Origin of the sequence: Enterobacter sp. YSU (assembly GCF_016082135.1) — a bacterium.
GTDB classification, from domain to species: domain Bacteria; phylum Pseudomonadota; class Gammaproteobacteria; order Enterobacterales; family Enterobacteriaceae; genus Enterobacter; species Enterobacter hormaechei_C.
The window spans coordinates 3,544,386-3,568,043 of the sequence record NZ_CP059487.1 but is presented as its reverse complement, the minus strand read 5'-3'; the positions used below and the strand labels follow the sequence as shown (position 1 = coordinate 3,568,043).

Genomic DNA, 23,658 nt, shown 5'->3' with positions numbered 1-23,658 from the left:
AGCGATAATTAGCCCTTTCTTATTCATCGCGGAGTGTTAATGAGCGATTTGCAGCCCTTCCCCCCGACGCGCAAGCGACCTATGAAGCTGAATACGCTGGTTACGCTGATGGTGTGCGCGATTATCGGCTCGGTGCTGCTGGTGGTCTTCGCGCTGTACTCTGTGCAGATCACCCGCGCCACGCGCGATGACGTGAAAGATACCGCGCTGGGTATCGCCCGGACGCTGGCCGACAGCCCGGAGATCAAGCGTGGCCTGATGGAATCGCCGCAGGCTGGCATCATCCAGCCGATTGCCGAGGCGGTGACGAAGCGCAACGACCTGCTGTTTACCGTGGTCACCGACCTGCGTGGGGTCCGCTATTCCCATCCAAACGAAGCGCTGTTAGGTTTGCATTTTATTGGCGACGATCTGACGCCCGCCCTGGAAGGGAAAGAGAATGTCTCCGTTAACCGCGGCGCGCTCGCGGAAGCGCTGCGCGTCTTTACGCCCGTGTATGACGACCAGCACGACCAGATCGGCGTGGTGGTGGTGGGTATTTCGCTGAATAAAGTTGAAGATCAGATTGCCCGCGGGCGGCTCAACGCCGTGTGGACCATCTTATTCAGCGTTCTGATGAGCTCAGTGGCGATCTGGGGTCTGGTCCGGGTTCTGAAACGTATCCTCTTTGGGCTGGAGCCTTACGAAATCTCAGCCCTCTTTGAGCAGCGCCAGGCCATGTTGCAGTCCCTGCGCGAAGGCGTGATGGCCGTGGATATGCACGGGCGCGTGACGATGATTAACCACACCGCCAGAGAAATATTACTCCTGACCTCGGGCCAGCACTCCGAAAGCAGCAGTGAACCGCTGCTGGCCAGCCTGCGCGAAGTATCCAGGACCGGCATTGCCCGCCAGGATCAGGAGATCGGCTGTAACGGGCGGCTGCTGCTGTGCAACATGGTCCCCGTGAAAAGCCAGAATCAGGTGATCGGGGCGATCAGCACGTTCCGCGATAAGACCGAAATCAGCCAGTTAATGCAGCGTATTGATGGCATGGTCAGCTACGTTGATGCCCTGCGCTCCCATACGCATGAGTTTATGAACAAGCTGCACGTGATCCTCGGCCTGCTGCACATGAAGCGCTACGATAAGCTGGAGGAGTACATCATCCAGACCGCGCAGAATTATCAGACGGATATCGGCGCAATACAGCGCAAAGTTAAATCGCCGGTCATTGCGGGCTTCCTGCTGGGTAAAATTAACCGCGCTAAAGAGGCCGGAGTGACCCTGACGCTGGCGGAGGAGAGCCAGCTTCCCGACACCGCCAATGAAGAGCAGGTTGCGGTGCTGATCACCGTGCTGGGCAATTTAATCGAAAATGCCCTGGATGCGATGGAAGGCCAGCCGGAAGGCGAGATCGGCCTGCTGCTGCATTATCAGAACGGCTGGCTGAGCGGTGAGGTCAGTGATGACGGTCCCGGCATTGATCCCGAGCGGCTGGAGGCTATTTTTACAAAGGGCTACTCAACAAAAGGTGAAAACCGCGGCGTTGGGCTGTTCCTTGCGCGTCAGCAGATCCAGAATCTGGGCGGAGATATTACCGTCGAGTCGGAGCCTGGCGTATTTACCCAATTTTTTGTTCAGATCCCCTGGGATAGCGAGAGGAATATCGCGTGATAAATGTGTTAATTGTCGATGATGACGCCATGGTAGCCGACCTCAACCGTCTGTATGTTAACCGCGTTGAGGGTTTTAGCTGCTGCGGCGTCGCTTCCACGCTCAACCAGGCCGAGGCGTTGATCGCCAACCCAGGCCAGCCGATCGATCTGGTGCTGCTGGATGTCTATATGCAGCAGGATAACGGGCTGGATCTGCTGCCCATCATCCGCGCGTCGGGCCGCCCGATTGACGTCATCATGATCTCGTCGGCCTCCGACGCCGCAACGATCCAGACCTCAATGCACTATGGCGTGGTGGATTACCTGATTAAACCGTTCCAGTTCCCGCGTTTTGAAGAGGCGCTGAACGGCTGGAAGGCAAAGCGCAGCCTGATGGGATCGCATCAGTATTATGAACAGGCCGACGTCGACAGGCTGATCCACGGAGGCGCGCCGGAGCTGGCCGACAGCAAAAAATTACCGAAAGGCCTAACGCCGCAGACGCTGCGCACCATTTGCCAGTGGATCGACAGCCATCCGGAGATAGAGTTTTCCACCGACGATCTGGCGAATGCGGTCAACATTTCCCGCGTCTCCTGCCGCAAATACCTGATCTGGCTGGCGCAAATTAATATCCTGTTCACCAGCATTCACTACGGCGCTACCGGCCGGCCGGTATATCGCTACCGTTTGCAGCCGGAACAGGTCGGCCTACTCAAACAGTACTGCCAGTAATTCGGTAGCTGTCGTCCAGAAGGGTAAAACGGAAGTGGTGCATCGAGGAGATCACCACTTCTTTTGTTTTGGTGACAAAGATGGCTTCAATATCGGGGCGCGAACGCAGCGCGGCGCAGCCCTTTTCCACGCCCATGCCGTAGATCAGCGTGGTCCAGATATCGCCGTCGAGGGAGTCTGGCGAAATAATCGTCACGCTGTCCAGTTCGTTATCCAGCGGGTAGCCGGTGCGTGGGTCAAGTATGTGGTGATAACGTTTGCCGTTCAGCTCGAAGTAGCGCTCATAGGTGCCTGACGTCACCACCGACCGGTTTTCGACCGTCATGGCGCCAATCAGCGCGTCACCGGCGAACGGTTTTTTCAGGCCGACGCGCCAGCCGCCCTCCGGCGAACCTAACGTCTGGACGTTGCCGCCAAGGTTGATCAGCCCAAGTTCAACGCCCTCTTTATGCAGGTAATCCCGCACCCTGTCGGCGATATAGCCTTTAGCAATGGCCCCCAGATCGATCTCCATTCCCTGGCGAGTAAGGAACACGCTGCTGTTGGCTTCATCCAGCACCACGTCCGCAGGATGCGTGATGCCCAGCAAAGCGGCGATCTCGTCCGCGGGCGGTACAGCATCCCCCTTAAAGCCAATTTTCCAGCGCTTCACCAGCGGGCCGATCGCCAGGTTAAAGGCGCTGTCTTTAAGCAGGCTTGCCGCTTTCGCGCAGCGGATCAGCTCAAACACCGGACGACTGACGGCAACCGGATGCTGACCGGCCGCATGGTTGATGTCCATTACCTGGGAGTGCGCTCGGTTAACGGTAAGCAGATCTTCGTACTGTTTGATCAGGCGAAACACGCGAGAGGCAAGCGCTTCGTCATGGGAAAAGAGTTTCAGGAGGATGGGCGATCCCATCAGAACGGCGGAGTAGCTGTAAACGCGATGGCTATCAGGCATTTCATGAGTCCTCAGATGTAGCCCCGGCAGGCACCGCGCCGCCGGGGAAACAGGAGCCTTACCGTGTTTTCGAACGCATAGCCGCCTGATGTCCTGCAAGCGTACCAAAAATAATGATATCTGCCACCGCGTTACCGCCGATGCGGTTACCGCCATGGATGCCCCCGACAACCTCACCCGCAGCAAACGCTCCCGGCAATACGTTGTGGTTGCTGTCCAGCACGCAGGTTTCTGTGTTAATGGTCACGCCGCCCATGGTGTGGTGAACGCCCGGTGCAATCTGAATGGCGTAGAACGGCCCTTCGTTGATTGGCGCACGCAGCGCGGTGGTGCGACCGAAATCATCGTCGTGCTGTTTCTCCACAAAGCCGTTGTAGCGTTCCAGCGTTGCCAGGAACTGGTGGTGATCCATCCCCAGCGCTTCCGCCAGGGCTTTTGGCGAGCTGGCGCTGGTAACAAACCCTTTTGCGATGTACTCATCCGCGGCTTTGTTTTTGGCGCGAACATGCTCGTCAAAGACGATGTAAGCGTATTTCTCCGGCAGCGCGATGATCTGCGCCGAGACTTTGTCGCGGGTCGACATTTCGTTATAGAAGCGGTTGCCCTGCTGGTTTACCAGAATCGCCCCGCCGCCGCGGATGGATTCGGAAATCAGATACGACGTTTTCTGCTCAACGGTTGGGTGGATCTGAATTTCGCCCATATCCACGGTGCCCGCACCGATACGCTCCAGCAGCGCGATACCGCCTCCGGTCGCCCCTTTGTGGTTGGTGGTAACGAACCCTGCCAGATCCGGACGGTATTTCACCACCATCTGGCTGTTGGCGCTGAAGCCGCCCGTTGCCACAATCACGCTTTTAGTTGCCACGGTGAGGGTTTCGTTCTCTTCGGTGGTCAGACGCACGCCGGTCACTTCGCCATTTTCGAAAATGATGTCGCTCACGGAGGTATCCAGCATCACCTCGATGTTGCGCTTGTTGACGTTACGCACCAGGCCGCTGATCAGATACCCGCCCACTGCGGAACCGTCTTTCGGACGGTGCGTACGGTCGATGCTCATCCCGCCGGTGGTGGTAATGTCGTTCAGCATAATGCCGCGCGTGGCCAGCCATTCGATAGCCTGCGGCGCGTTCTCGACAAAGCGACGCAGCAGTTCAGGGTCGTTCTTGTTGCCACCGCCTTTCAGACTTTCCTGGTAGAACAGCTCTTTGCTGTCCTGAATACCTTTCACGCGCTGGAAGCGGGTCTCCGCCGCGTTCATCCCGGCCGAGGCTTTAATGGTGTTCCCGCCGATGGTGGGCATTTTCTCGACGATTAGCACGCTCGCGCCTTCGTCATGCGCCTGAATCGCCGCTGCCAGACCGGCGCCGCCGCTGCCGACCACCACCACATCCACGCTTTTAGTCTCATTCGGGTCTGCGCCCTCTTCCGCCGCCAGCGCTTTGCTGGATTTCAGCATCGCCTTCGAGACCGCTTTTTTCACCGCCTCGCTCTGGCTGGTCGCGCCCGTAATCGCGTCCACGTGCGGGGTGTTGGCATCCAGAATACGGGTACGGATCTCTTCGAAGCTGGTGGCAAACTCGACGTCTTCACTCGGGCCGGAGGCCAGTTCGATATCGGCGATGCGGTCGGTTTCGAGGCTGACGTTAATCACCAGCTCGTTAGCATCGTCCTGCACTTTTTCAATAAAGGTGCCCGGTTTGAATTTAGATTCGCCCATGCTCATGTCGCGGATCATCGCTTCCACCAGCGAGAAGCGCCACAGCGGTTCCGGGATGCTCAGTTCTTCGCGTCGGGTACTGTCCATAAACAGCTCCAGGCTTTCGCCCGCCGCGATGCGATCGGTCCAGTCCGGATAGGCGATGGTGGCGCGGCCAACGGCAATCAGGTCGTAACCGTGATCCAGCGCTTCATTCACATCCGTGGCATTCACCACGCCGCCAACGCCCATTACCGGTACCTGCGCCAGCGTGTCAGAGCGCATGGCGCAGTATTTTTCGATAAGTGGCGTCGGGTCCTGAGTATCGACGATAGAAGGACGCAGGGCGGCGCCAAGGGAGAAGTGGAGATAATCTACCCCGCGCGCGGCCAGTTTTTCCAGCAGATACAGGGTGTCTTCGAAGCGAATGCCCGGGACTTCAAGCTCTTCCGGAGAGAAACGGTAGCCAATGATAAACGCGTCGTCCGCGTACTGGCGCACCATCTTGTGGGTAATGTCCAGCACCGCCAGCGGGAATTTCGCGCGGTTTTCGCGGCTGCCGCCCCACTCGTCGTCGCGCTGGTTAGAGTTCGGGGAGAAGAACTGCTGGATCAGATAGGTATTCGCCCCGTGGATTTCGACGCCGTCGAACCCGGCCTGAATTGCGCGGCGCACGGCTTCGCCGAACTTGCCGATCATGCCTTCCACCTCTTCCGCGGTCAGGGCAACCGGCGTGGCGGCACCGTCACGCGGCGCGGCAACGGCGCTTGGGCCAACCGGCGTGCGACCCCCAATCAGTTTTGGGTCGACCATACGGCCGCCGTGGTAGATTTGCAGCAGGGCTTTAGAGCCTTTGGACTTGATGGCGTCAGCGATTTTTGCCAGCCCGGCGATTTTCTCGTCGTTATCAATACCAATTGCGCCCGGGAACGCCAGGCCGAGATCGTCAACAAAACAGCACTCAACGATGATGGTGCCGATGCTGCCCGCGCGGGCGCGGTAGTACTCCACCAGCTCGCTGGTCACGGTGCCATCGTAATAACCGGTACAGGTTGTCATCGGGGCCATTAACAAACGGTTTTTCAGTTCAGTACCATTCGGTAATGTGAAGGGGCTTAAAATACGTTCGTTAGTGCTCATAATAGAAACTCCAAACTTTAAAAATTAAGAATTCGTTATCGGAATGATTTTTTATTTCGTGTTTTTTGCCGATGTCATGATAGTAATATAAAGCTTTTTTTAGTTTCTAAAGTCATTACGTTAGTTAATAAACTATTTAATCCCTTCGATAACATTAATAACACATTGGTGTTAGCGGGAATGTTTCACTCGTTCACAAGAATTTAAAAAAAGTTAAATTATAAAAGGTCAAACCAATACACCAAATCTATAAAAAAACCTTACAAAACAACGATAAACAAAAGCACCAGAATTCAAATGTTATAGTTTTGATACATAAGATGCGTAAAATTAGCGAATAACCACACTACTCAGAGTGGTTATTATAAAAAATATAAAAATAGCCATTCAGTTCCGTTTTTTTGATCGCGATCAATAGTTATGGCATTCAAAAGAGCAATATAAAAACATCATCATTTTTTATTTAGCGCAAACAAAAATGCGTTAAATCGCTATTAGTGAAAACACAAACCCGCACCTTAAATAACTAAAAAAAGCAAAAAGGATATTTCAATCGAATTTGTGTTTTCGCCGGGCGACGAATTTTTGACAACTTAAGACGTGAAACTATGAATACAAAAACTGCTGTAACGCCTCCTGCGGCGAATCTGGCATCAAATGGAACAGCAAAACGACTGCTGATGATGGCTTTGCCCGTCATTGTTGCCGTCCTGCTGTTGTTTGTCCCCGTTCCGGAAGGGCTGCCGCCTTATGCGTGGCACTACTTCGCCATCTTTGTCGGCGTCATCGTCGGCTTAATTTTCGAACCGCTGCCGGGCGCCGTGATCGGTCTTACCGGCGTCGTGGCGATTGCGCTGTGCAGCCAGTGGGTGCTCTTTAGCCCGGAACAGCTGGCTGACCCAAAATTCAAGCTGGCGGGCGCCTCCTTTAAATGGGCGGTCAGCGGGTTTGGTAACTCCACCGTCTGGCTGATTTTCGGTGCCTTTATGTTCGCCGCAGGCTACGACAAAACCCGCTTCGGCCGCCGTCTGGCGCTGATTCTGGTGAAGTACCTGGGCCGTCGCAGCCTCACGCTCGGTTACGCCATTACGTTTGCGGATCTGCTGCTGGCCCCGTTCACCCCGTCCAACACCGCGCGCAGCGGCGGGACCATCTACCCGATCATCGCCAACCTGCCGCCGCTGTACGGTTCAAAACCCAATGACCCAAGCGCGCGCAAAATCGGTTCGTATCTGATGTGGGTAGCCATCACCGCGGCCTGTATCACCAGCTCGATGTTCCTTTCCGCTCTGGCACCTAACCTGCTGGCGCTGGCGCTGGTAAAAAGCACGGTTGGAATTGATATCTCCTGGGGGACCTGGTTCCTCGCCTTCCTGCCGCTGGGCATCCTGCTGATCCTGACCATGCCGCTGCTGGCCTACTGGTTCTACCCGCCGGAAGTAAAAGTGAATAACGAAGTACCGCTGTGGGCGACCCGTGAACTGGAAAAACTGGGCAAACTGTCGCGCAATGAGATCCTGCTGCTGGTGTTCGTGTGCTGTGCGCTGCTGATGTGGATCTTCGCCGCGGCGTGGATTGAACCGGCCATGGCTGCCCTGCTGATCGTTGGCCTGATGCTGTGGACCGGCGTGCTGGAGTGGAACGATATCACCGGTAACAAAGCCGCGTGGAATACCTTCGTCTGGTTCGCCACCCTGGTGGCGCTGGCGGATGGCCTCTCCTCCACCGGTTTTATCAGCTGGCTGGGTAAAGAAGGCGGCCTGCTGATGAGCGGTATCTCTCCGGGTGTCGCCACCATCGTGCTGCTGCTGGCGTTCTACCTGCTGCACTACCTGTTCGCCAGCACCACCGCGCACACCACGGCGCTGCTGCCTGCGATGCTGACCATCGCCTCCACCATTCCGGGCATGAATATGGAAGTGTTCGTTCTGCTGATGGTGACCTCGCTGGGCGTGATGGGGATCATTACCCCCTACGGTACGGGTCCAAGCCCGATTTACTACGGTAGCGGCTACCTGCCAACCAAAGACTACTGGCGCCTCGGTACCATCTTCGGTGCCATCTTCCTGGCAGCTCTGCTGCTGATTGGTTACCCGTGGATGTCCATGATGTTCTGATTCCTGACCGCCGGACTTCTCCTCCGGCGGTTTTATTTTTGTGGAGCAATACGCTATGTCAAACAAACCGTTTATCTACCAAAACCCCTTCCCTCTTGCGCACGATGACACCGAATACTATCTGCTGACCAAAGAGCACGTTTCCGTTGCCGAGTTCGACGGTCAGGAAGTCCTGAAAGTGGAGCCTGAAGCCCTGACCCTGCTGGCACAGCAGGCCTTCCACGATGCCGCGTTTATGCTGCGCCCTTCCCACCAGAAGCAGGTTGCCGCCATTCTCAACGACCCGGAAGCCAGCCAGAACGACAAATACGTTGCCCTCCAGTTCCTGCGTAACTCTGAAATTGCCGCAAAAGGCGTGTTGCCAACCTGTCAGGATACCGGCACCGCGATCATCATGGGCAAAAAAGGCCAGCGCGTCTGGACCGGCGGCGGTGACGAAGCGGCCCTGAGCCAGGGCGTCTATAACACATACATTGAAGATAACCTGCGCTACTCGCAGAATGCGGCGCTGGATATGTATAAAGAGGTGAATACCGGCACCAACCTGCCCGCGCAGATTGACCTCTACAGCGTGGACGGCGACGAGTATAAATTCCTGTGCATGGCGAAAGGCGGCGGTTCTGCCAACAAAACCTATCTCTACCAGGAAACCAAAGCGCTGATCACTCCGGCGAAGCTGAAAAACTACCTGGTTGAGAAGATGCGCACCCTGGGTACCGCAGCCTGCCCGCCGTACCACATTGCCTTTGTTATCGGCGGAACCTCAGCGGAAGCCACGCTGAAAACCGTTAAGCTGGCTTCTACCCGCTACTACGATGCGCTGCCAACCGAAGGCAACGAACACGGCCAGGCGTTCCGCGAAGTCCAGCTTGAGCAGGAACTGCTTCAGGAAGCGCAAAACCTCGGCCTTGGCGCGCAGTTCGGCGGGAAATACTTCGCGCACGATATTCGCGTGATCCGTCTGCCGCGCCACGGTGCCTCCTGCCCGATCGGCATGGGGGTCTCCTGCTCCGCTGACCGCAACATCAAGGCGAAGATTAACCGCGAGGGGATCTGGATTGAGAAGCTGGAGCACAATCCGGGCCAGTATATTCCTGAATCCCTGCGCCAGCAGGGAGAAGGCGACGTGGTAAACATTGATCTGAACAAGCCGATGCCCGACATTCTGGCGCAGCTTTCCTCGCACCCGGTATCCACCCGCCTGTCGCTGAGCGGCACCATCATCGTGGCGCGCGATATCGCCCACGCGAAGCTGAAAGAGCTGCTCGACAACGGGGAAGAACTGCCGCAGTACGTTAAAGATCACCCGATTTACTACGCAGGCCCGGCCAAAACGCCAGAAGGTTACGCGTCTGGCTCACTCGGCCCGACCACTGCGGGACGTATGGACTCCTATGTGGACTTACTGCAATCCCACGGCGCGAGCATGATCATGCTGGCCAAAGGTAACCGCAGCCAGCAGGTCACCGACGCCTGCCATAAGCACGGCGGCTTCTACCTCGGCAGCATCGGCGGCCCGGCGGCGGTGCTGGCGCAAAACAGCATCAAGAGCCTGGAGTGCGTGGCGTATCCTGAACTGGGAATGGAAGCCATCTGGAAAATTGAAGTAGAAAACTTCCCGGCGTTTATCCTGGTGGATGACAAAGGCAACGACTTCTTCCAGCAGATCCAGAATAAACAGTGCAAAGGGTGCTCACAGCGCTGAACGTTTCCATAACGCCGGAAGCAGCGACAGCGTATCGTTGATCAACCCGCGCTTGTCGCTGCCCGGCTTCCAGATAGTGACCATCGTCTGGCTTATCCCCTGGCTGCCCACTTCGGTGGGCAGCCTTTTTACATTTTTCCACTGCGTTGCCTGAAGATGGGTCGGCAAAAACCCCCAGCCGCAGCCCTGTTCCAGCAGGCCGCGCAGCATCTCCAGTTCGTTAGTGAAAAGCGTGTGCCCTGAAATTTGCAGGCGACGGGCAACCGGCTCGTCTGACGCGGGATGCATAATCACCTGTGGCACCAGAGAGAGATCGAGCAGCGACACCGGCGACGCAACCTCCGCAAAAAGCGCCGTTGCGGCGTAAAAATCCATTTCGATCGCCCCCAGCGCCCGCCACTCCATCTCATTGCCCACGCTGCGGTTGCGCGCCTGGCAGATCCCCAGATCGGCCTGACCGTTTGCCAGCATCGCTTCCGCCTCATCGCGCGATGCGCTGGTCAGGCTCAGGCGGATCTTTTTCGTCGCCAGTGTGGCAATCAGCGCCTGTAAAAAAGCTCTGGGGGTGAACGGATCGTAAGCGAGGGCAATGTCCTGCGTCGCGCTGTCCGGTACCGATCTGGCAAACGCCTCAAACGCTTTGACCTGGCGCATCAGCAGGTGCGCCTGCCGCTGAAGCTGCTCCCCCTCCGGCGTCAGGCGCAGGCTGCGCCCCTCCCGCAGGAACAGAGCATAGCCCAGCCCATCCTCAAGGAAATCGATCAGATCCCGCAGGGTAGTACGATCTTTGCCGAGTTTACTGGCCGCCTTCATCAGGCTGCCGTGTTCAGCGACGGCAGTGAACGCCTCAAGCTGGGCAAAGGAATAGATCAGTGATGCCACGCCATTCTCCACGCAATTTTTACGGGGGATTTTCCCCCATAACGCGTTTTTTATTATAGGCCGCAGGTTCTTAAACTGAAGTCCTTCCTGAGCCAAACGAGATAAATATGAAAATCAAAACAAACCGCACGCTGCTCGCGGCGCTGGTTGTCAGCAGCCTGCTCTCGCCCGCCGTTATGGCGGCCTGCAACGGTACCGACCTCACCACCTGTCCGGCGCCTTTCGATGCCAGACTCCCGGACGCGCATACCATGCTCACCTGGAGCCAGGCCGATCGCGTGGTGGGCTTTCGCAATGACTACCGCAACTACGCAGGGGATGTGTTCCGCCACGGCAACGCTACGCCGCTGCTGCCCGCAGAAAAACCGCTCACCGATGCCCGCTATCAGGTGAAGGGTAAGAGTTACACTCTTCAGGATTACCTGAAACGCCAGAACGTCAGCGGCATGCTGGTGCTGAAAAACGGCAAAGTGGCCTATAAATACCTGGGTGAAGGCAATACCGACTCAACGCTCTGGACGTCGCGGTCCGTGGGCAAATCGGTGGTCTCCGCGCTGGTGGGTGCTGCAATTAAAGAAGGGAAAATCCACTCCCTGGACGACCTTGTCACCCAATACGAACCTGACTTAAAAGGCACCGCCTGGGAGGGCGTAACGCTAAAACAGCTCATCACCCACACCTCTGGCGTGGCGTGGAACGAAGATTACACCAACCCGCAATCTGACTTCGCCCGGCTTACCGAATGTGAAGCGAAGCCGGGCACCTACAACTGCGTGCGCACCCTGGTGAAGGGGTTACACCGTGAACACCCGGCGGGCGAAAACTGGTCCTATTCCTCGGGTGGCGCCTGGCTGTTAGGCGATGTGCTTGAGCGCGCCACCGGCATGACGCTCGCGGCGTATCTGGAGAAGACCATCTGGCAGCCGTACGGCATGGCGAGCGACGGCGTGTGGCATGCCTACAGCAAAGGCCAGCACGACGTGGGTGCGCATGGGTTCAACGCCACTCTGGAAGACTGGGGGCGTTTCGGGGAGTTTATCCTGCATAACGGTACGCTGCCGGACGGGAAGCAGATCCTCCCCGAGGGCTGGGTGAAACAGTCCTCAGCCTGGACACAGGCCAAAGGATCGGTGTCCGACGCGCATCCGAAGGGGTTATACGGCTACCAGTGGTGGAACAACGAAGTACCAGCCACCGCCACACACGTGGAGCCGAAAGTCGAAAATTCGCTGAAGGATTCCCTGTGGGCGCTGGGTATATTTGGTCAGATGATCATGGTTAATCAGAAAGAAAATCTGGTTATCGTCCAGTGGTCCACCTGGCCGCAGGCAGAGCCGTCATTCAGCGCCCAGCCGCTGGAAGCGTCGCTGATGTTTAGCGCGATTGCGAACGCGCTGCGCTGATAATCCCAAGCCAGGCCCCGCCTGGCTTCTCACCTGCGCGATGTCACAAAACCGATATATCAGCAACTTAGCGAAATCGAGTAAATAAAAGATCACCGAAATGTTAAGTTATTGTTGAATATGTAAATACTGGTCAACGCTTTGTCATTAATGCACCACACGCATCAGTCCATGCGCTATTTGCGCTTATTAATTTCCACTTCCTGATCCAGTTTTCAGAAACAGACGAGCATAACGTCACTATAAAACTGGAGATAATCATGGTTTCCTCAACCTCACCTGCAACGCTTCGTGCCAAAGCGGGCGCGATTTTCCGCGTCACGTCGGGCAACTTTCTTGAGCAATTCGACTTCTTTCTGTTCGGCTTTTATGCCACCTTCATCGCCCATACTTTTTTTCCGGCAAGCAGTGAATTTGCGTCCCTGATGATGACCTTCGCCGTCTTTGGCGCGGGCTTCCTGATGCGTCCGATCGGGGCCATTGTGCTGGGGGCTTACATTGATAAAGTGGGTCGCCGTAAAGGGCTGATCGTCACCCTGTCAATTATGGCCGCCGGAACCTTCCTGATCGTGCTGATCCCTTCTTACCAGAGCATTGGCCTGTGGGCGCCGCTGCTGGTGCTGACCGGCCGCCTGTTGCAGGGTTTTTCGGCAGGCGCCGAGCTGGGCGGGGTTTCGGTTTATCTGGCGGAGATCGCCACGCCGGGCCGCAAGGGTTTCTACACCAGCTGGCAGTCGGGTAGCCAGCAGGTCGCCATTATGATCGCGGCGGCGATGGGCTTCGCCCTGAATGTGGTGCTGGAAGAGAGTGCCATTCGCGAATGGGGGTGGCGTATTCCGTTCCTGTTTGGCTGTCTGATTGTGCCGTTTATCTTTTTCCTGCGCCGCAAGCTCGAAGAGACCGAGGAATTCAGCGCCCGTCGCCACCATCTGGCAATGCGTCAGGTCTTCACAACGCTGCTCGCCAACTGGCCGGTAGTCGTCGCGGGCATGCTGATGGTGGCGATGACCACCACCGCGTTTTACCTGATCACCGTTTACGCGCCGACCTTCGGTAAAAAAGTCCTGATGCTCAGCGCGTCGGACAGTCTTCTGGTCACGCTGTTGGTGGCGGTGTCCAACTTCATCTGGCTGCCGGTGGGCGGCGCGCTGTCGGATCGCTTCGGGCGTAAACCGGTGCTGATCGCCATGACGCTGCTGGCGCTGGCGACCAGCTATCCGGCGCTGACGATGCTGGCCGCAGCCCCGAGCTTCTCAATGATGCTGACCGTGCTGCTGTGGCTCTCTTTCCTCTACGGCCTGTATAACGGCGCGATGATCCCGGCCCTGACGGAGATCATGCCAGCAGAGGTGCGCGTGGCGGGCTTCTCACTGGCTTACAGCCTGGCAACGGCGGTCTTTGGCGGTTTCACGCCGGTGATTTCGACTGCCTTAATTGAGTACACCGGCGACAAAGCCTCCCCGGGCTACTGGATGAGCTTTGCCGCCGTTTGCGCCCTGCTGGCAACGCTTTATCTCTATCGTCGTCGCACGTTAATCCTGCAAACTGCCGTTAAGGAGTGATCCCTCATGCTTACATTCAGAACGGTGATTGCCGCCCTGACCTTCGCCACCCTCAGCGCGGGCGCGCTTGCGCAGGATGTGACGGTGATGATTTCTGGCGGCTTCAAAGCGGCGCTGGAGAAGCTGACGCCGCAGTACGAAGCGCAAAGCGGTGACAGGCTCATTGTGATTTCCGGCCCGTCGATGGGCAAAACGCCGCAGGCCATTCCGGCCCGGCTCGCCCGGGGCGAAAAAGCGGACGTGGTGATTATGGTGGGCGATGCGCTGGCGAAACTGGAACAGGATCGCAGGACGGCGGCGGGCTCTCGCGTGGAGCTGGCGGATTCGCCCGTCGGGATGGTCGTCAAAGCGGGCGCGCCGGTGCCGGATATCAGTACGGTGCCTGCCCTGCGGCAAACGCTGCTGAAGGCGCATTCCATGGCTTATTCCGACAGCGCCAGCGGCCGGTATGTAGAGAGCCAGCTGTTCCGTAAGCTGGGCATCGACGGCCAGGTCCACGATAAAGCGCACCGGGTTGAGCGCATCCCGGTGGCGTCTGAAGTGGCAAAAGGGAAATACGATCTCGGCTTTCAGCAGGTGAGCGAGCTTCTGCCGGTCCCGGGGGTGACGTTTGTGGGTAAGTTGCCTGACGACATGCAGTACATTACCCGTTTCGCCGGAGCCGTAACGCAGAAGGCTGACCATCCCGAACAGGGAAAAGCGCTGCTGGCCTTTCTCTCTTCGCCACAGGCCGCCAGCGTCATTACGGCAACGGGCTTAACGCCCGTCAGTGCACCTCGCGATACTGCTCGGTAATTAGCGTTTCGAGTTCGGCAGCAATATAGGACTGGATCCGCCCGCGGCGGCGGATCAGCCCCACGGTTCGCCTGACCTCAGGCTCGGTTAAAGGTACCGACGTCAGCAGCGAATGCTCTGCGCGGGGCATTGACATGGCGGGAACGGCCGCAATGCCGATCCCGGCTTCAACCATCCCCAGCATGGTCGTCACGTGCCGCGTTTCGCAGATGCTGGGGCGCTCAGGCCGAATATGCCCGACCCGCTGGTCGAGAAGATTGCGGTTGCCGGAGGTCTTATCCAGACCGATATAATCCTGCTGATAAAAAGCCTGCCACGTCAGGCTTTTTCTTTTTGCAAGCGGGCTGTCGCGCCGGCAGGCAGCCACGTAGACATCCTCCACCAGCGGGACAAACTCGATGTCGGGCTGCAAACTCCGGGCAAAGCAGATACCAAAATCCGCCTGTCCGCGGGTGACGGCCTCGATAACATTTCCGGCGCTGCTGTCGATCAGTTTTATGCGCACGCGGGGGTAACGGGACTGAAAGCGGCGGATAACATCCGGCATAAAGTAACAGGCGGCGGACGGCACCGTCGCCACGGTGATTAGCCCCGTACGCTCCTCGCTGGCCTTATCGATATCCGAAAGCATGGACTCCACATCAGCAAGCAGCTGTCCGCATCGGTCGGCAAAGGTCTGTCCATACAGGGTCAGCGTGACGCGCCGGGTGGTTCTGTCGAACAGTTTTGTCCCCAGTGCCGCCTCGAGCTTTTCAATTCTTCGACTCAACGCCGACTGGGAAAGGCAGATAGACTCCGCCGCAAGACGGAAATTGCCATATTCCAGTAAAGCGCGGAAGGCATAGAGATCGTTGAGGTCAAAATTGACGGGCATACTGACGGGATCCTTAAGCACGGTAGGGTAAGAAGAGATTTATCATAGTCGCGCACGACATACTTCACAAAATGAAGGGGATACCCCTAAAGCGCTATCAACCTGACGGCACATAGTGATAGTTTATGCGGGCTGGATTCCTCTTAAACAGGCTGCCAGTCTGCATGCAGCCGAAGAGGAGTGTCATACTGCTTAACAGAGTATGTTGGCATGCTAACAGCCCCTGACCTTTCCATTTTGTTCACGTGCGAGTAACGAGCAAAGCGATGATTAAGTGGCCCTGGAAAACGAACGACGCTGGTCGAAATATGACGCTGCCCTGGGATGAGGCTCTGGCGATCCCCGTGCTGGCGAATCTCTTGCCTGAAGAGCAATCAAAGCTGATTCAGCTGGCCGAGCGCTTTTTACAGCAAAAACGGCTGGTACCGCTACAGGGCTTCGAACTGGATCCGCTTAAAAATTCCCGCATCGCCCTGCTCTTCTGCTTGCCGGTGCTGGAGCTGGGTATCGAATGGCTGGATGGCTTCCACGAAGTGCTGATCTACCCGGCGCCGTTTATCGTCGATGATGAGTGGGAGGATGACATCGGGCTGGTGCACAACCAGCGTATGGTGCAGTCCGGGCAAAGCTGGCAGCAAGGGCCAATCATCCTCAACTGGCTGGATATTCAGGACTCGTTCGATGCCTCGGGCTTCAACCTGATCATTCACGAAGTGGCGCATAAGCTGGATACCCGCAACGGCGATCGCGCCAGCGGCGTGCCGCTGATCCCGCTGCGTGAAGTCGCGGGATGGGAGCACGACTTGCACGCGGCGATGGAAAACATTCAGGATGAGATAGACCTGGTGGGTGAAAGCGCGGCCAGCATTGATGCCTATGCCGCGACCGATCCCGCCGAGTGTTTTGCGGTACTGTCCGAGTATTTCTTTAGCGCACCTGAGCTTTTTGCCCCGCGCTTCCCGGCGCTGTGGCAGCGTTTTTGCCAGTTTTATCAGCAGGATCCGCTCCAGCGTCTGCGGCAAAGTGAGGACGCAGCCAGCACCTCCCCTCATCCGTTCCACTAATGTTTAAGGGGTACGATCGGTCGATCGTACCCACACGCTCACCGCGAGAAACAGCAGCGCCATTCCCCCTGCGGCAGTAATCAAAAACTGCTCACCGTAAAAGCGCGTCACCACGGGTACCAGCAGCGCGCTGGCCCCGTACCCCAGCGTATGGCTGGTGGCGATCACCCCTGCGCCTTTGCCCGTCGTCAGCCGATCGTTGAGCAAAAGCTGGTATCCCGGCGTTGCCATGGCGGCCCCCAGCGAAGTGATGACAATTCCCACGTAGAACAGGGCTAAACTGGCGAGACACATCAGCCCAAGACCCGCCACCATCAAGACCGCGGCAATTAAGAGTAAAACTCTCGGGGTAAAATGCTGCGGGCGTACCACCAGAAACTGCGCCGCCAGGGTCGCCAGCGCGGCCAGGCTCAGCAGCAGCGCGACATGATGGCTGATTTGCACGGCATCGCCATTAAATAACGGGTGAAGATGCGGCGATAAACCAAGCTGCATCAGGCTGACCAGCGCCGCCAGCAGCAGTGCCAGCACCAGGAAAGGCAGCATGGAGGCCTGTAACCGCGTCGACTGGTGCGCCACCGGCGGCAGCGGGGGATCGGCGGCTTCGCGCAGCACCAGCAGAAGCGCGATAAACGGTGCCAGCGCCATCAGCCAGAGCGGTGCGACCGGGCTGACGCTGAGCATCAGCGCGGCCAGGGGCGGTCCCAGCAGACGCCCGCAGCTAAGGCCAGAGCTTATCGTCGCCAGCGCCGCCATCCTTTTATCCAGCCCCGCGCGTTGAATGGCCCACGTCTGGGCCGCAGGCACCAGCCCTGATACCGTCAGGCCGTACAGCATGCGCGACAGCACCAGGCCCGCCATTCCCCAGAGGGCATTCAGCGCGCCGTTCGCCATCGCCCAGACCACCAGCGCCATCACGACAAAGCTAGCCAGATAGCCGCCCAGCGAGGCCAGCATAACGATCTTACAGCCGTGCCGCTCGCTCTGGCGTCCCCACCAGGGCGATGCGGGTAAAAAGAGCATCGAGCCGAACATCAGCAGCCCGGCCCAGACGGAGAGCGACAGTCCGGTCAGGGAGACCAGCTGCGGCAGCATAACCAGCAAACCGTTTTGCCCAATACCTAATAAACCGGCGCCCAGTGCCAGGGGCCAGTTAGCTTTAGGGGTCACAACGTCAGTGAGATTCTCAGTACGGGTGCGCATAAAATTGTGAAGATAATGTCAATAAATGTGTGGAAATTATGAAGTTTATGAAAACAAATATTGCAAAAATAGTTGCCACTGTAAACAGAATGAATATCATAACGAGAATTATTATCAGTCATGGAATGAGGTACAACTATGCGTACTCTGCCCCGCTCCGCCGGTACAGATGTTGCGGCCCAGTGTTTTTTGAACGCGCTGCTGCGCGAAACGAAGGACTGGCATTATCTTCCCGCAACCCGTGCGGATGAGTTATCACAGATTCATATCCCGCTCTCCCCAACCCAGGCCATTCGGGTTCCGGTACGCTATTTTTCCCCCACGCAGCATCACCAGTATCGTTTTCCGGCAACGCTGATTCAGGCCGACAGCGACGGCGGTGACACGGTCACATTTCATCAACTGATTGATTTCATTCTTCAAAAAGAGACGGTAAAAGGCGATCTGGATGCCGATACGCTGGCTCGCTTTAAGCAGCGCGTCCTGGAAAGCCATACGCACACCTGGCAGGCCATTGATTTACGCCACAACTGGGCAAACCTGCGCGATAAGCCGCTGACGTTTGCCGAAGCGGAACAGGCGCTGCTGGTCGGCCATGCTTTTCATCCTGCCCCAAAGTCGCACGAGCCGTTTAACGAGGCCGAGGCGCGTCGCTATCTGCCGGATTTCGCCTCCCGCTTCCCGCTGCGCTGGTTTGCGGTTGAGCATGAGCTGATTACCGGCGACAGCCTGAATGTCTCCCTGCGGGAACGTCTGCTGCGCTTTGCAGCGCAGAGCGCGCCGGCCCTTCTCGGTCATTTCACCGACACCTGCTGGCTGCTGCCGATGCACCCGTGGCAGGCCGACTATCTGCTGGAGCAGGGCTGGTGCCAGCGTCTGGTAGAAAAAGGCGCCCTGCGCGATCTGGGCGAAGCCGGTGCGCAATGGCTGCCCACCAGCTCTTCCCGCTCGCTGTACAGTGAAACCAACAGCGACATGATTAAGTTTTCCCTGAGCGTGCGGCTGACCAACTCCGTGCGCACGCTGTCGGTGAAAGAGGTTAAGCGCGGCATGCGCCTGGCACGCCTGGCGAAAACGGCACGCTGGCAGGAACTTCAGGCGCGCTACCCGACCATGCGCGTGATGCAGGAGGACGGCTGGGCGGGGCTGTGCGATGAGCACGGCGTCGTCCAGGAAGAGAGCCTGATGGCCCTGCGCGTCAACCTGCTGTTCGATACCCCTGAAACGCAAACCAACGTGCTGGTGAGCCTGACCCAGGCCGCGCCGGACGGCGGCGACAGCCTGCTCGCCGCGGCGGTGCGTCGTCTGAGCCAGCGTCTGGATCTCCCGCTCGCCCAGGCCGCGCGCTGCTGGCTGGACGCTTACTGCGACCGGGTATTGCTTCCGCTGTTCAGCGCCGAGGCGGACTACGGTCTGGTCCTGCTGGCGCACCAACAAAATATCCTCGTTGAGATGCAGCAGGATTTCCCCGTTGGGCTGATCTACCGCGACTGCCAGGGCAGCGCCTGGACCGAAGGGGCCGACGCGTGGCTGAAAGAGGCAGGTGAAACCGAGGTGGAAAACCGCTTCGGTGAGAGCCAGCTGCTGCGCTACTTTCCTTATTACCTGCTGCTGAACTCTACCCTTGCCGTCACCGCCGCGCTCGCCGCCGCCGGCTTCGACAGCGAAGAGAACCTGATGTCCCGCGTGCGTGACGCGCTGGCCGAACTGCGCACCACGGCGAAGCAGACCCGCTGCCTCGATTATGTGCTCAACAGCCCGACCTGGAACTGCAAAGGCAACTTTTTCTGCTACCTGCACGATCGCAACGAAAACACCATCGTCGATCCGGCGGTGATCTATTTCGACTTTAGCAACCCGTTTTATAAGGAGAAGGCGTGATGGCAAACGCGAATATCGTCCATTCCGGCTACGGCTTTCGCTGCACGGTCACGGAACAAAACCTGCCGCTGACGCTGGGTCTCGACGGCAGCGCGGTGCTGGAGCGGCTGACCGGGCTCCCGGACGGCTGGCTGGTGGACGCCCTCGACCAGCTGTTTGTTGCCGCGCCCGCCCTGACCGGCATTACCCTGCCGTGGGCAGCCTGGCAGGATGAACCTCAGGCGCAGGCGCTGTTTAGCCTCGTTCACGGGGATTATCTGGCGCGTGAAATTTTCTGGCAGCTGCCGCTGTGGCTGAAAGGCGAACGTCCGCAGGCGAGCGGCGGAATGCAGTTTGACGAAAGCCGTCAGCTGTACTTCCCGCTGCGCCCTCACCGCCCGCAGAGCGAGGTGTACCGCCGTTACGATCCGCAGATTAAGCGCACCCTGAGCTTCCGCGTGGCGGACGTGGCGCTGGACGGCGAGCGTTTTACCCGCTGGATGAACAACCCGCGCGTAAATGCCTTCTGGGAGATGGCCGGTCCGCAGGCCGAGCAGGAGAACTACCTGCGTCGCCAGCTCGACTCGACCTATTGTTACCCGGTGATCGGCTGCTTTGACGATCAGCCGTTCGGCTATTTTGAACTCTACTGGGCGGCAGAAGATCGCATTGGCCGCCACTATCGCTGGCAGCCGTTTGACCGCGGGCTGCACATGCTGGTGGGTGAAGAAAACTGGCGCGGCGCGCAATACATCCGCAGCTGGCTGCGCGGCCTGAGCCACTATCTGTATCTCGATGAACCGCGCACCACGCGCATTGTCGCCGAGCCGCGCTTCGACAATCAGCGTCTGTTCCGCCATCTGGCGTCCGCCGGTTTCGACACGGTGAAAGAGTTCGACTTCCCGCACAAACGCTCCCGTCTGATCATGAGCGAGCGTCATCACTTCTTCCACGAGGTGGAACTGTGAACGCACTCTGGCAGAAAGTGAACCGCGAGATGGTGGCGAAGATCCTCGCCGAACTGGAATATGAACGCACCCTGCGCGCCGAGCCGGTTTCGGCGGACAACTGGCGCATCAGTATGGGCAACGCGTGCTGGCAGTTTCGCGCCACGCGTGGGATATGGGGGTGGCTGCATATTGACCCTGATACCCTGACCACAACCAGCGGCGCGGCGGTCGAAGCGGAAAACGCGCTGCTGCAACTGGCCACCGTGCTGGAGATGAGCGACGCGCAAACGGCGGAGCACATGGAAGATCTCTACGCCACGCTGCGGGGTGACATGCAGCTGTTGCAGGCGCGTGAAACGCTGGATGCCGATGCGCTGATCCACCTCGACCCGGACGAACTACAGTGCCTGATGCGCGGTCACCCGAAGTTTATTTTCAACAAGGGACGCCGCAGCTGGGGGCTGGATGCCCTGCGCCTGTACGCGCCGGAATATCGCGGGCGTTTCCGCCTGCACTGGGTCGCCGTGCAGCGCGAGCGTCTGGTCTGGAGCAGCGACGCCGATTGCGATATTAACGGCCTGCTCTCCAGCGCCATGGACGATGCCGAGCGCGAACGGTTCAACGCCCGCTGGCAGGAGCTGGATCTGGACGACAGCTGGCTGCCGGTGCCGCTGCACCCGTGGCAGTGGCAGCAAAAAATTGCCATTCATTTCCTGGCGCAGCTCGCGCGCGGTGAGATGGTGGAGCTGGGTGAGTTCGGCGATGAGTATCTGGCGCAGCAGTCCCTGCGCACGCTGACCAACGCCAGCCGTCGCGCGCCGTATGACATCAAGCTGCCGCTGACCATCTACAACACCTCCTGCTATCGCGGTATTCCGGGCAAGTATATCGCCGCCGGTCCGCTGGCCTCGCGCTGGCTACAGCAGCAGTTCGCCAGCGATGCCACGCTGATTCGCTCCGGGGCGCAGGTGCTTGGCGAACCCGCAGCCGGATATCTGTCGCATCCGGGTTATGCCGCATTGCCTGAGGCGCCGTACCGCTATCAGGAGATGCTGGGGGTGATCTGGCGCGAGAACCCATCCTGCTATTTACAGGATGGCGAACAGGCGGTGCTGATGGCGGCGCTGATGGAAACCGATAACCAGGGGCGCCCGCTGATTGACGCGTGGATCAAACGCTCGGGGTTAACCGCTGACGCATGGCTGGAAAAGCTGTTTGAGGCGACGGTGATCCCCTTCTACCACCTGCTCTGCCGCTACGGGGTGGCGCTCATCGCCCACGGCCAGAACGTCACGCTGGTGATGAAAGATTACGTTCCGCAGCGCATTTTGCTGAAGGATTTCCAGGGCGACATGCGCCTGGTGGATGAAGATTTCCCGCAGATGCAGAGCCTGCCGGAGCAGGTAAAAGCGGTGACGGCGCGCCTCAGCGCGGATTACATCATCCACGACCTGCAAACCGGCAACTTTGTCACGGTGCTGCGCTTTATATCCCGCCTCACCCTGCAATGCGGCGTGAGCGAAACCCGCTTCTATCAGATCCTGGCGCTGGTGTTACGTCGCTATATGGCCGCCCATCCGGATCTTGCGGCGCGCTTCGCCAAATTCGACCTGTTTAAGCCGCAGATTATTCGCGTGATCCTCAACCCGGTCAAACTTACCTTCTCAGAACACGACGGCGGCAGCCGCATGCTGCCGAACTACGTCTGCGATCTTGATAACCCTCTTTTTCTGGTCTCGCAGGAGTCAGCGCAATGAAAACCTATGATTTCATCGGCATTGGTATCGGTCCGTTCAACCTCAGTATTGCCGCGCTGGCAGAGGGGCTGGACGGTTTTAGCTCGCTGTTTCTTGAACGCAAGCCGCACTTCTCCTGGCACCCGGGGATGATGGTGCCGGACTGCCATATGCAGACCAGCTTCCTGAAGGATCTGGTCAGCGCCGTGGAGCCAACCAACCGCCATAGCTTCCTGAACTATCTGGTACAGCGCAAAAAGTTCTACCGTTTCCTCACCACCGAGCAGCGCACCGTGTCGCGCGAGGAGTTTGCCGACTACCTGTGCTGGGCGGCGGATAACCTCACTAACCTGGCCTTCAGCCAGCAGGTACAGCAGGTCAGCTTTGATGAGCAAAACGGCCTGTTTGAGGTCGTGACCCAGCGGGATCGCTTCCTGGCGCGCCACGTCTGCGTGGGGATTGGGAAGCAGATCAATCTCCCAGACTGCGTCACCGCGCAGGACGACACCTGCTTCCACGCCAGCGAAATGATGCTGCGCACGCCGGATTTAGCGGGCAAGCGCGTCACCGTCGTCGGCGGCGGCCAGAGCGGTGCGGATCTGTTTTTAAATATCTTCCGTGGGGAGTGGGGGCAGCCGCTGAGCCTCAACTGGGTGTCGCGCCGCAACAACTACAACGCGCTGGATGAAGCCGCGTTTGCCAATGAGTATTTCACGCCGGAGTACGTGGACAGCTTCTCGACCCTTGGTGACGACGCCCGACGTCAGATGTTGCAGGAGCAGAAGATGACCTCCGACGGGATCACCACCGAGTCGCTGCTGGCCATCTATCGCGCCATGTATCACCGCTTCGAAGTGCTGCGCGAAAAACCCTGGGCGCATCTGATGCCGTCCCGCTCGGCGACGGCGCTGACGCGCCAGGAAACCGGACATCGCCTCAGCATCCAGCATCACCTGGACGGCGGGCGCGAACAGCTGGAGAGCGACGTGGTGATTTTCGCCACCGGCTACCGCGCCGTGCAGCCCGCGTTTCTCGCCCCGCTCTCTTCCCGACTGCGTCTGGATGAGGATGAAGCCTTCTGCATCAACAACGATTTCACCCTTGAATGGGACGGCCCGCAGAGCAACCGCCTGTTTGCCGTCAATGCCGGGATGCACCGTCTCGGTATTGCCGAACCCCAGCTCAGCCTGATGGCCTGGCGCGCGGCGCGAATTTTGAATCGCGCTCACGATGACGAGCCGTTTGAGCTGGCAACCACCCCCGGCGTGATCCACTGGCGGAGCACCACCAGCCCGGAGAGCAGCCAGGTTTTTAAATCATTAATGAAGACCACCGAGTACTGACACACACATT

General features: G+C 58.3%; 17 protein-coding genes. 12 read left to right on the top strand and 5 right to left on the bottom strand.

Going from position 1 to position 23,658, the window contains the following annotated elements; translation table 11 throughout:
* Window positions 1-39 precede the first annotated feature (39 nt).
* Both H2Z33_RS17130 and dcuR read left to right on the top strand, forming a co-directional pair.
* Window positions 40-1,656, top strand: coding sequence for a sensor histidine kinase (locus H2Z33_RS17130; protein WP_048974428.1), 1,617 nt, complete (start codon window positions 40-42; stop codon window positions 1,654-1,656).
* On the top strand, window positions 1,653-2,372 hold the full coding sequence (gene dcuR / locus H2Z33_RS17125; RefSeq protein ID WP_003859556.1) for a two-component system response regulator DcuR: 720 nt from the start codon (window positions 1,653-1,655) through the stop codon (window positions 2,370-2,372). The genes H2Z33_RS17130 and dcuR overlap by 4 nt, the downstream gene beginning before the upstream one ends.
* On the opposite strand, the gene H2Z33_RS17120 is transcribed toward dcuR, so the two are convergent.
* On the bottom strand, window positions 2,353-3,315 hold the full coding sequence (locus tag H2Z33_RS17120) for an FAD:protein FMN transferase (RefSeq protein ID WP_017383329.1): 963 nt from the start codon (window positions 3,313-3,315) through the stop codon (window positions 2,353-2,355). The two genes, dcuR and H2Z33_RS17120, sit on opposite strands and share 20 nt — an antisense overlap.
* 58 nt (window positions 3,316-3,373) lie before the next feature.
* A complete protein-coding gene (locus H2Z33_RS17115; RefSeq protein ID WP_198091806.1) occupies window positions 3,374-6,154 on the bottom strand; it encodes a flavocytochrome c in 2,781 nt (926 codons plus the stop codon).
* Between the two features lie 608 nt (window positions 6,155-6,762).
* Here H2Z33_RS17115 and H2Z33_RS17110 point away from each other — a divergent pair.
* Both H2Z33_RS17110 and fumA read left to right on the top strand, forming a co-directional pair.
* Window positions 6,763-8,271, top strand: a complete 1,509-nt coding sequence (locus H2Z33_RS17110) for an anion permease (protein ID WP_017383327.1) — start codon at window positions 6,763-6,765, stop codon at window positions 8,269-8,271.
* A gap of 55 nt (window positions 8,272-8,326) precedes the next feature.
* Window positions 8,327-9,976, top strand: coding sequence for a class I fumarate hydratase FumA (gene fumA / locus H2Z33_RS17105; RefSeq protein ID WP_063135192.1), 1,650 nt, complete (start codon window positions 8,327-8,329; stop codon window positions 9,974-9,976).
* Here fumA and H2Z33_RS17100 read toward each other — a convergent pair.
* A complete protein-coding gene (locus H2Z33_RS17100; protein WP_017383325.1) occupies window positions 9,965-10,870 on the bottom strand; it encodes a LysR family transcriptional regulator in 906 nt (301 codons plus the stop codon). The genes fumA and H2Z33_RS17100 overlap by 12 nt on opposite strands.
* Before the next feature lie 95 nt (window positions 10,871-10,965).
* Between H2Z33_RS17100 and H2Z33_RS17095 the strand changes: the two genes are divergently transcribed.
* The 3 genes from H2Z33_RS17095 to H2Z33_RS17085 all read left to right on the top strand — a co-directional run bounded on the left by H2Z33_RS17095 (window position 10,966) and on the right by H2Z33_RS17085 (window position 14,618).
* On the top strand, window positions 10,966-12,261 hold the full coding sequence (locus H2Z33_RS17095) for a serine hydrolase domain-containing protein (RefSeq protein WP_032654133.1): 1,296 nt from the start codon (window positions 10,966-10,968) through the stop codon (window positions 12,259-12,261).
* Between the two features lie 260 nt (window positions 12,262-12,521).
* Window positions 12,522-13,823 carry an MFS transporter gene (locus H2Z33_RS17090; RefSeq protein WP_049013080.1) on the top strand — a complete coding sequence of 434 codons (1,302 nt, stop codon included), beginning with the start codon at window positions 12,522-12,524 and terminating at the stop codon, window positions 13,821-13,823.
* A 6-nt stretch (window positions 13,824-13,829) separates the two neighbouring features.
* The gene (locus H2Z33_RS17085) at window positions 13,830-14,618 is read left to right on the top strand and encodes a substrate-binding domain-containing protein (RefSeq protein WP_047365515.1); all 789 of its coding nucleotides are present in this window, start codon (window positions 13,830-13,832) and stop codon (window positions 14,616-14,618) included.
* Here the strand turns inward: H2Z33_RS17085 and H2Z33_RS17080 are convergent.
* Entirely contained in the window at window positions 14,590-15,492 is a 903-nt protein-coding gene (locus tag H2Z33_RS17080; protein WP_003859540.1) for a LysR family transcriptional regulator, read from the bottom strand. The two genes, H2Z33_RS17085 and H2Z33_RS17080, sit on opposite strands and share 29 nt — an antisense overlap.
* 266 nt (window positions 15,493-15,758) lie before the next feature.
* On the opposite strand from H2Z33_RS17080, the gene mtfA reads away from it, so the two are divergent.
* A complete protein-coding gene (mtfA, locus tag H2Z33_RS17075) occupies window positions 15,759-16,556 on the top strand; it encodes a DgsA anti-repressor MtfA (RefSeq protein ID WP_063135193.1) in 798 nt (265 codons plus the stop codon).
* Between the two features lie 3 nt (window positions 16,557-16,559).
* Here the strand turns inward: mtfA and H2Z33_RS17070 are convergent, their stop codons facing one another.
* The gene (locus H2Z33_RS17070; protein ID WP_063135194.1) at window positions 16,560-17,759 is read right to left on the bottom strand and encodes an MFS transporter; all 1,200 of its coding nucleotides are present in this window, start codon (window positions 17,757-17,759) and stop codon (window positions 16,560-16,562) included.
* Window positions 17,760-17,897: 138 nt separating this feature from the next.
* Here H2Z33_RS17070 and H2Z33_RS17065 point away from each other — a divergent pair, with 138 nt between their 5' ends.
* From H2Z33_RS17065 to H2Z33_RS17050, 4 genes are read left to right on the top strand one after another with little or no spacing between them, the layout of a single operon-like run.
* On the top strand, window positions 17,898-19,640 hold the full coding sequence (locus H2Z33_RS17065; RefSeq protein WP_063135195.1) for an IucA/IucC family protein: 1,743 nt from the start codon (window positions 17,898-17,900) through the stop codon (window positions 19,638-19,640).
* Entirely contained in the window at window positions 19,640-20,587 is a 948-nt protein-coding gene (locus tag H2Z33_RS17060) for a GNAT family N-acetyltransferase (RefSeq protein WP_033486923.1), read from the top strand. Before H2Z33_RS17065 ends, H2Z33_RS17060 begins: the two co-directional genes overlap by 1 nt.
* Window positions 20,584-22,326, top strand: coding sequence for an IucA/IucC family protein (iucC, locus tag H2Z33_RS17055; protein WP_063135197.1), 1,743 nt, complete (start codon window positions 20,584-20,586; stop codon window positions 22,324-22,326). The genes H2Z33_RS17060 and iucC overlap by 4 nt, the downstream gene beginning before the upstream one ends.
* Window positions 22,323-23,648: a lysine N(6)-hydroxylase/L-ornithine N(5)-oxygenase family protein gene (locus tag H2Z33_RS17050; RefSeq protein ID WP_063135198.1), complete on the top strand. Its 1,326-nt coding sequence runs from the start codon at window positions 22,323-22,325 to the stop codon at window positions 23,646-23,648. Before iucC ends, H2Z33_RS17050 begins: the two co-directional genes overlap by 4 nt.
* Window positions 23,649-23,658: the final 10 nt, after the last annotated feature.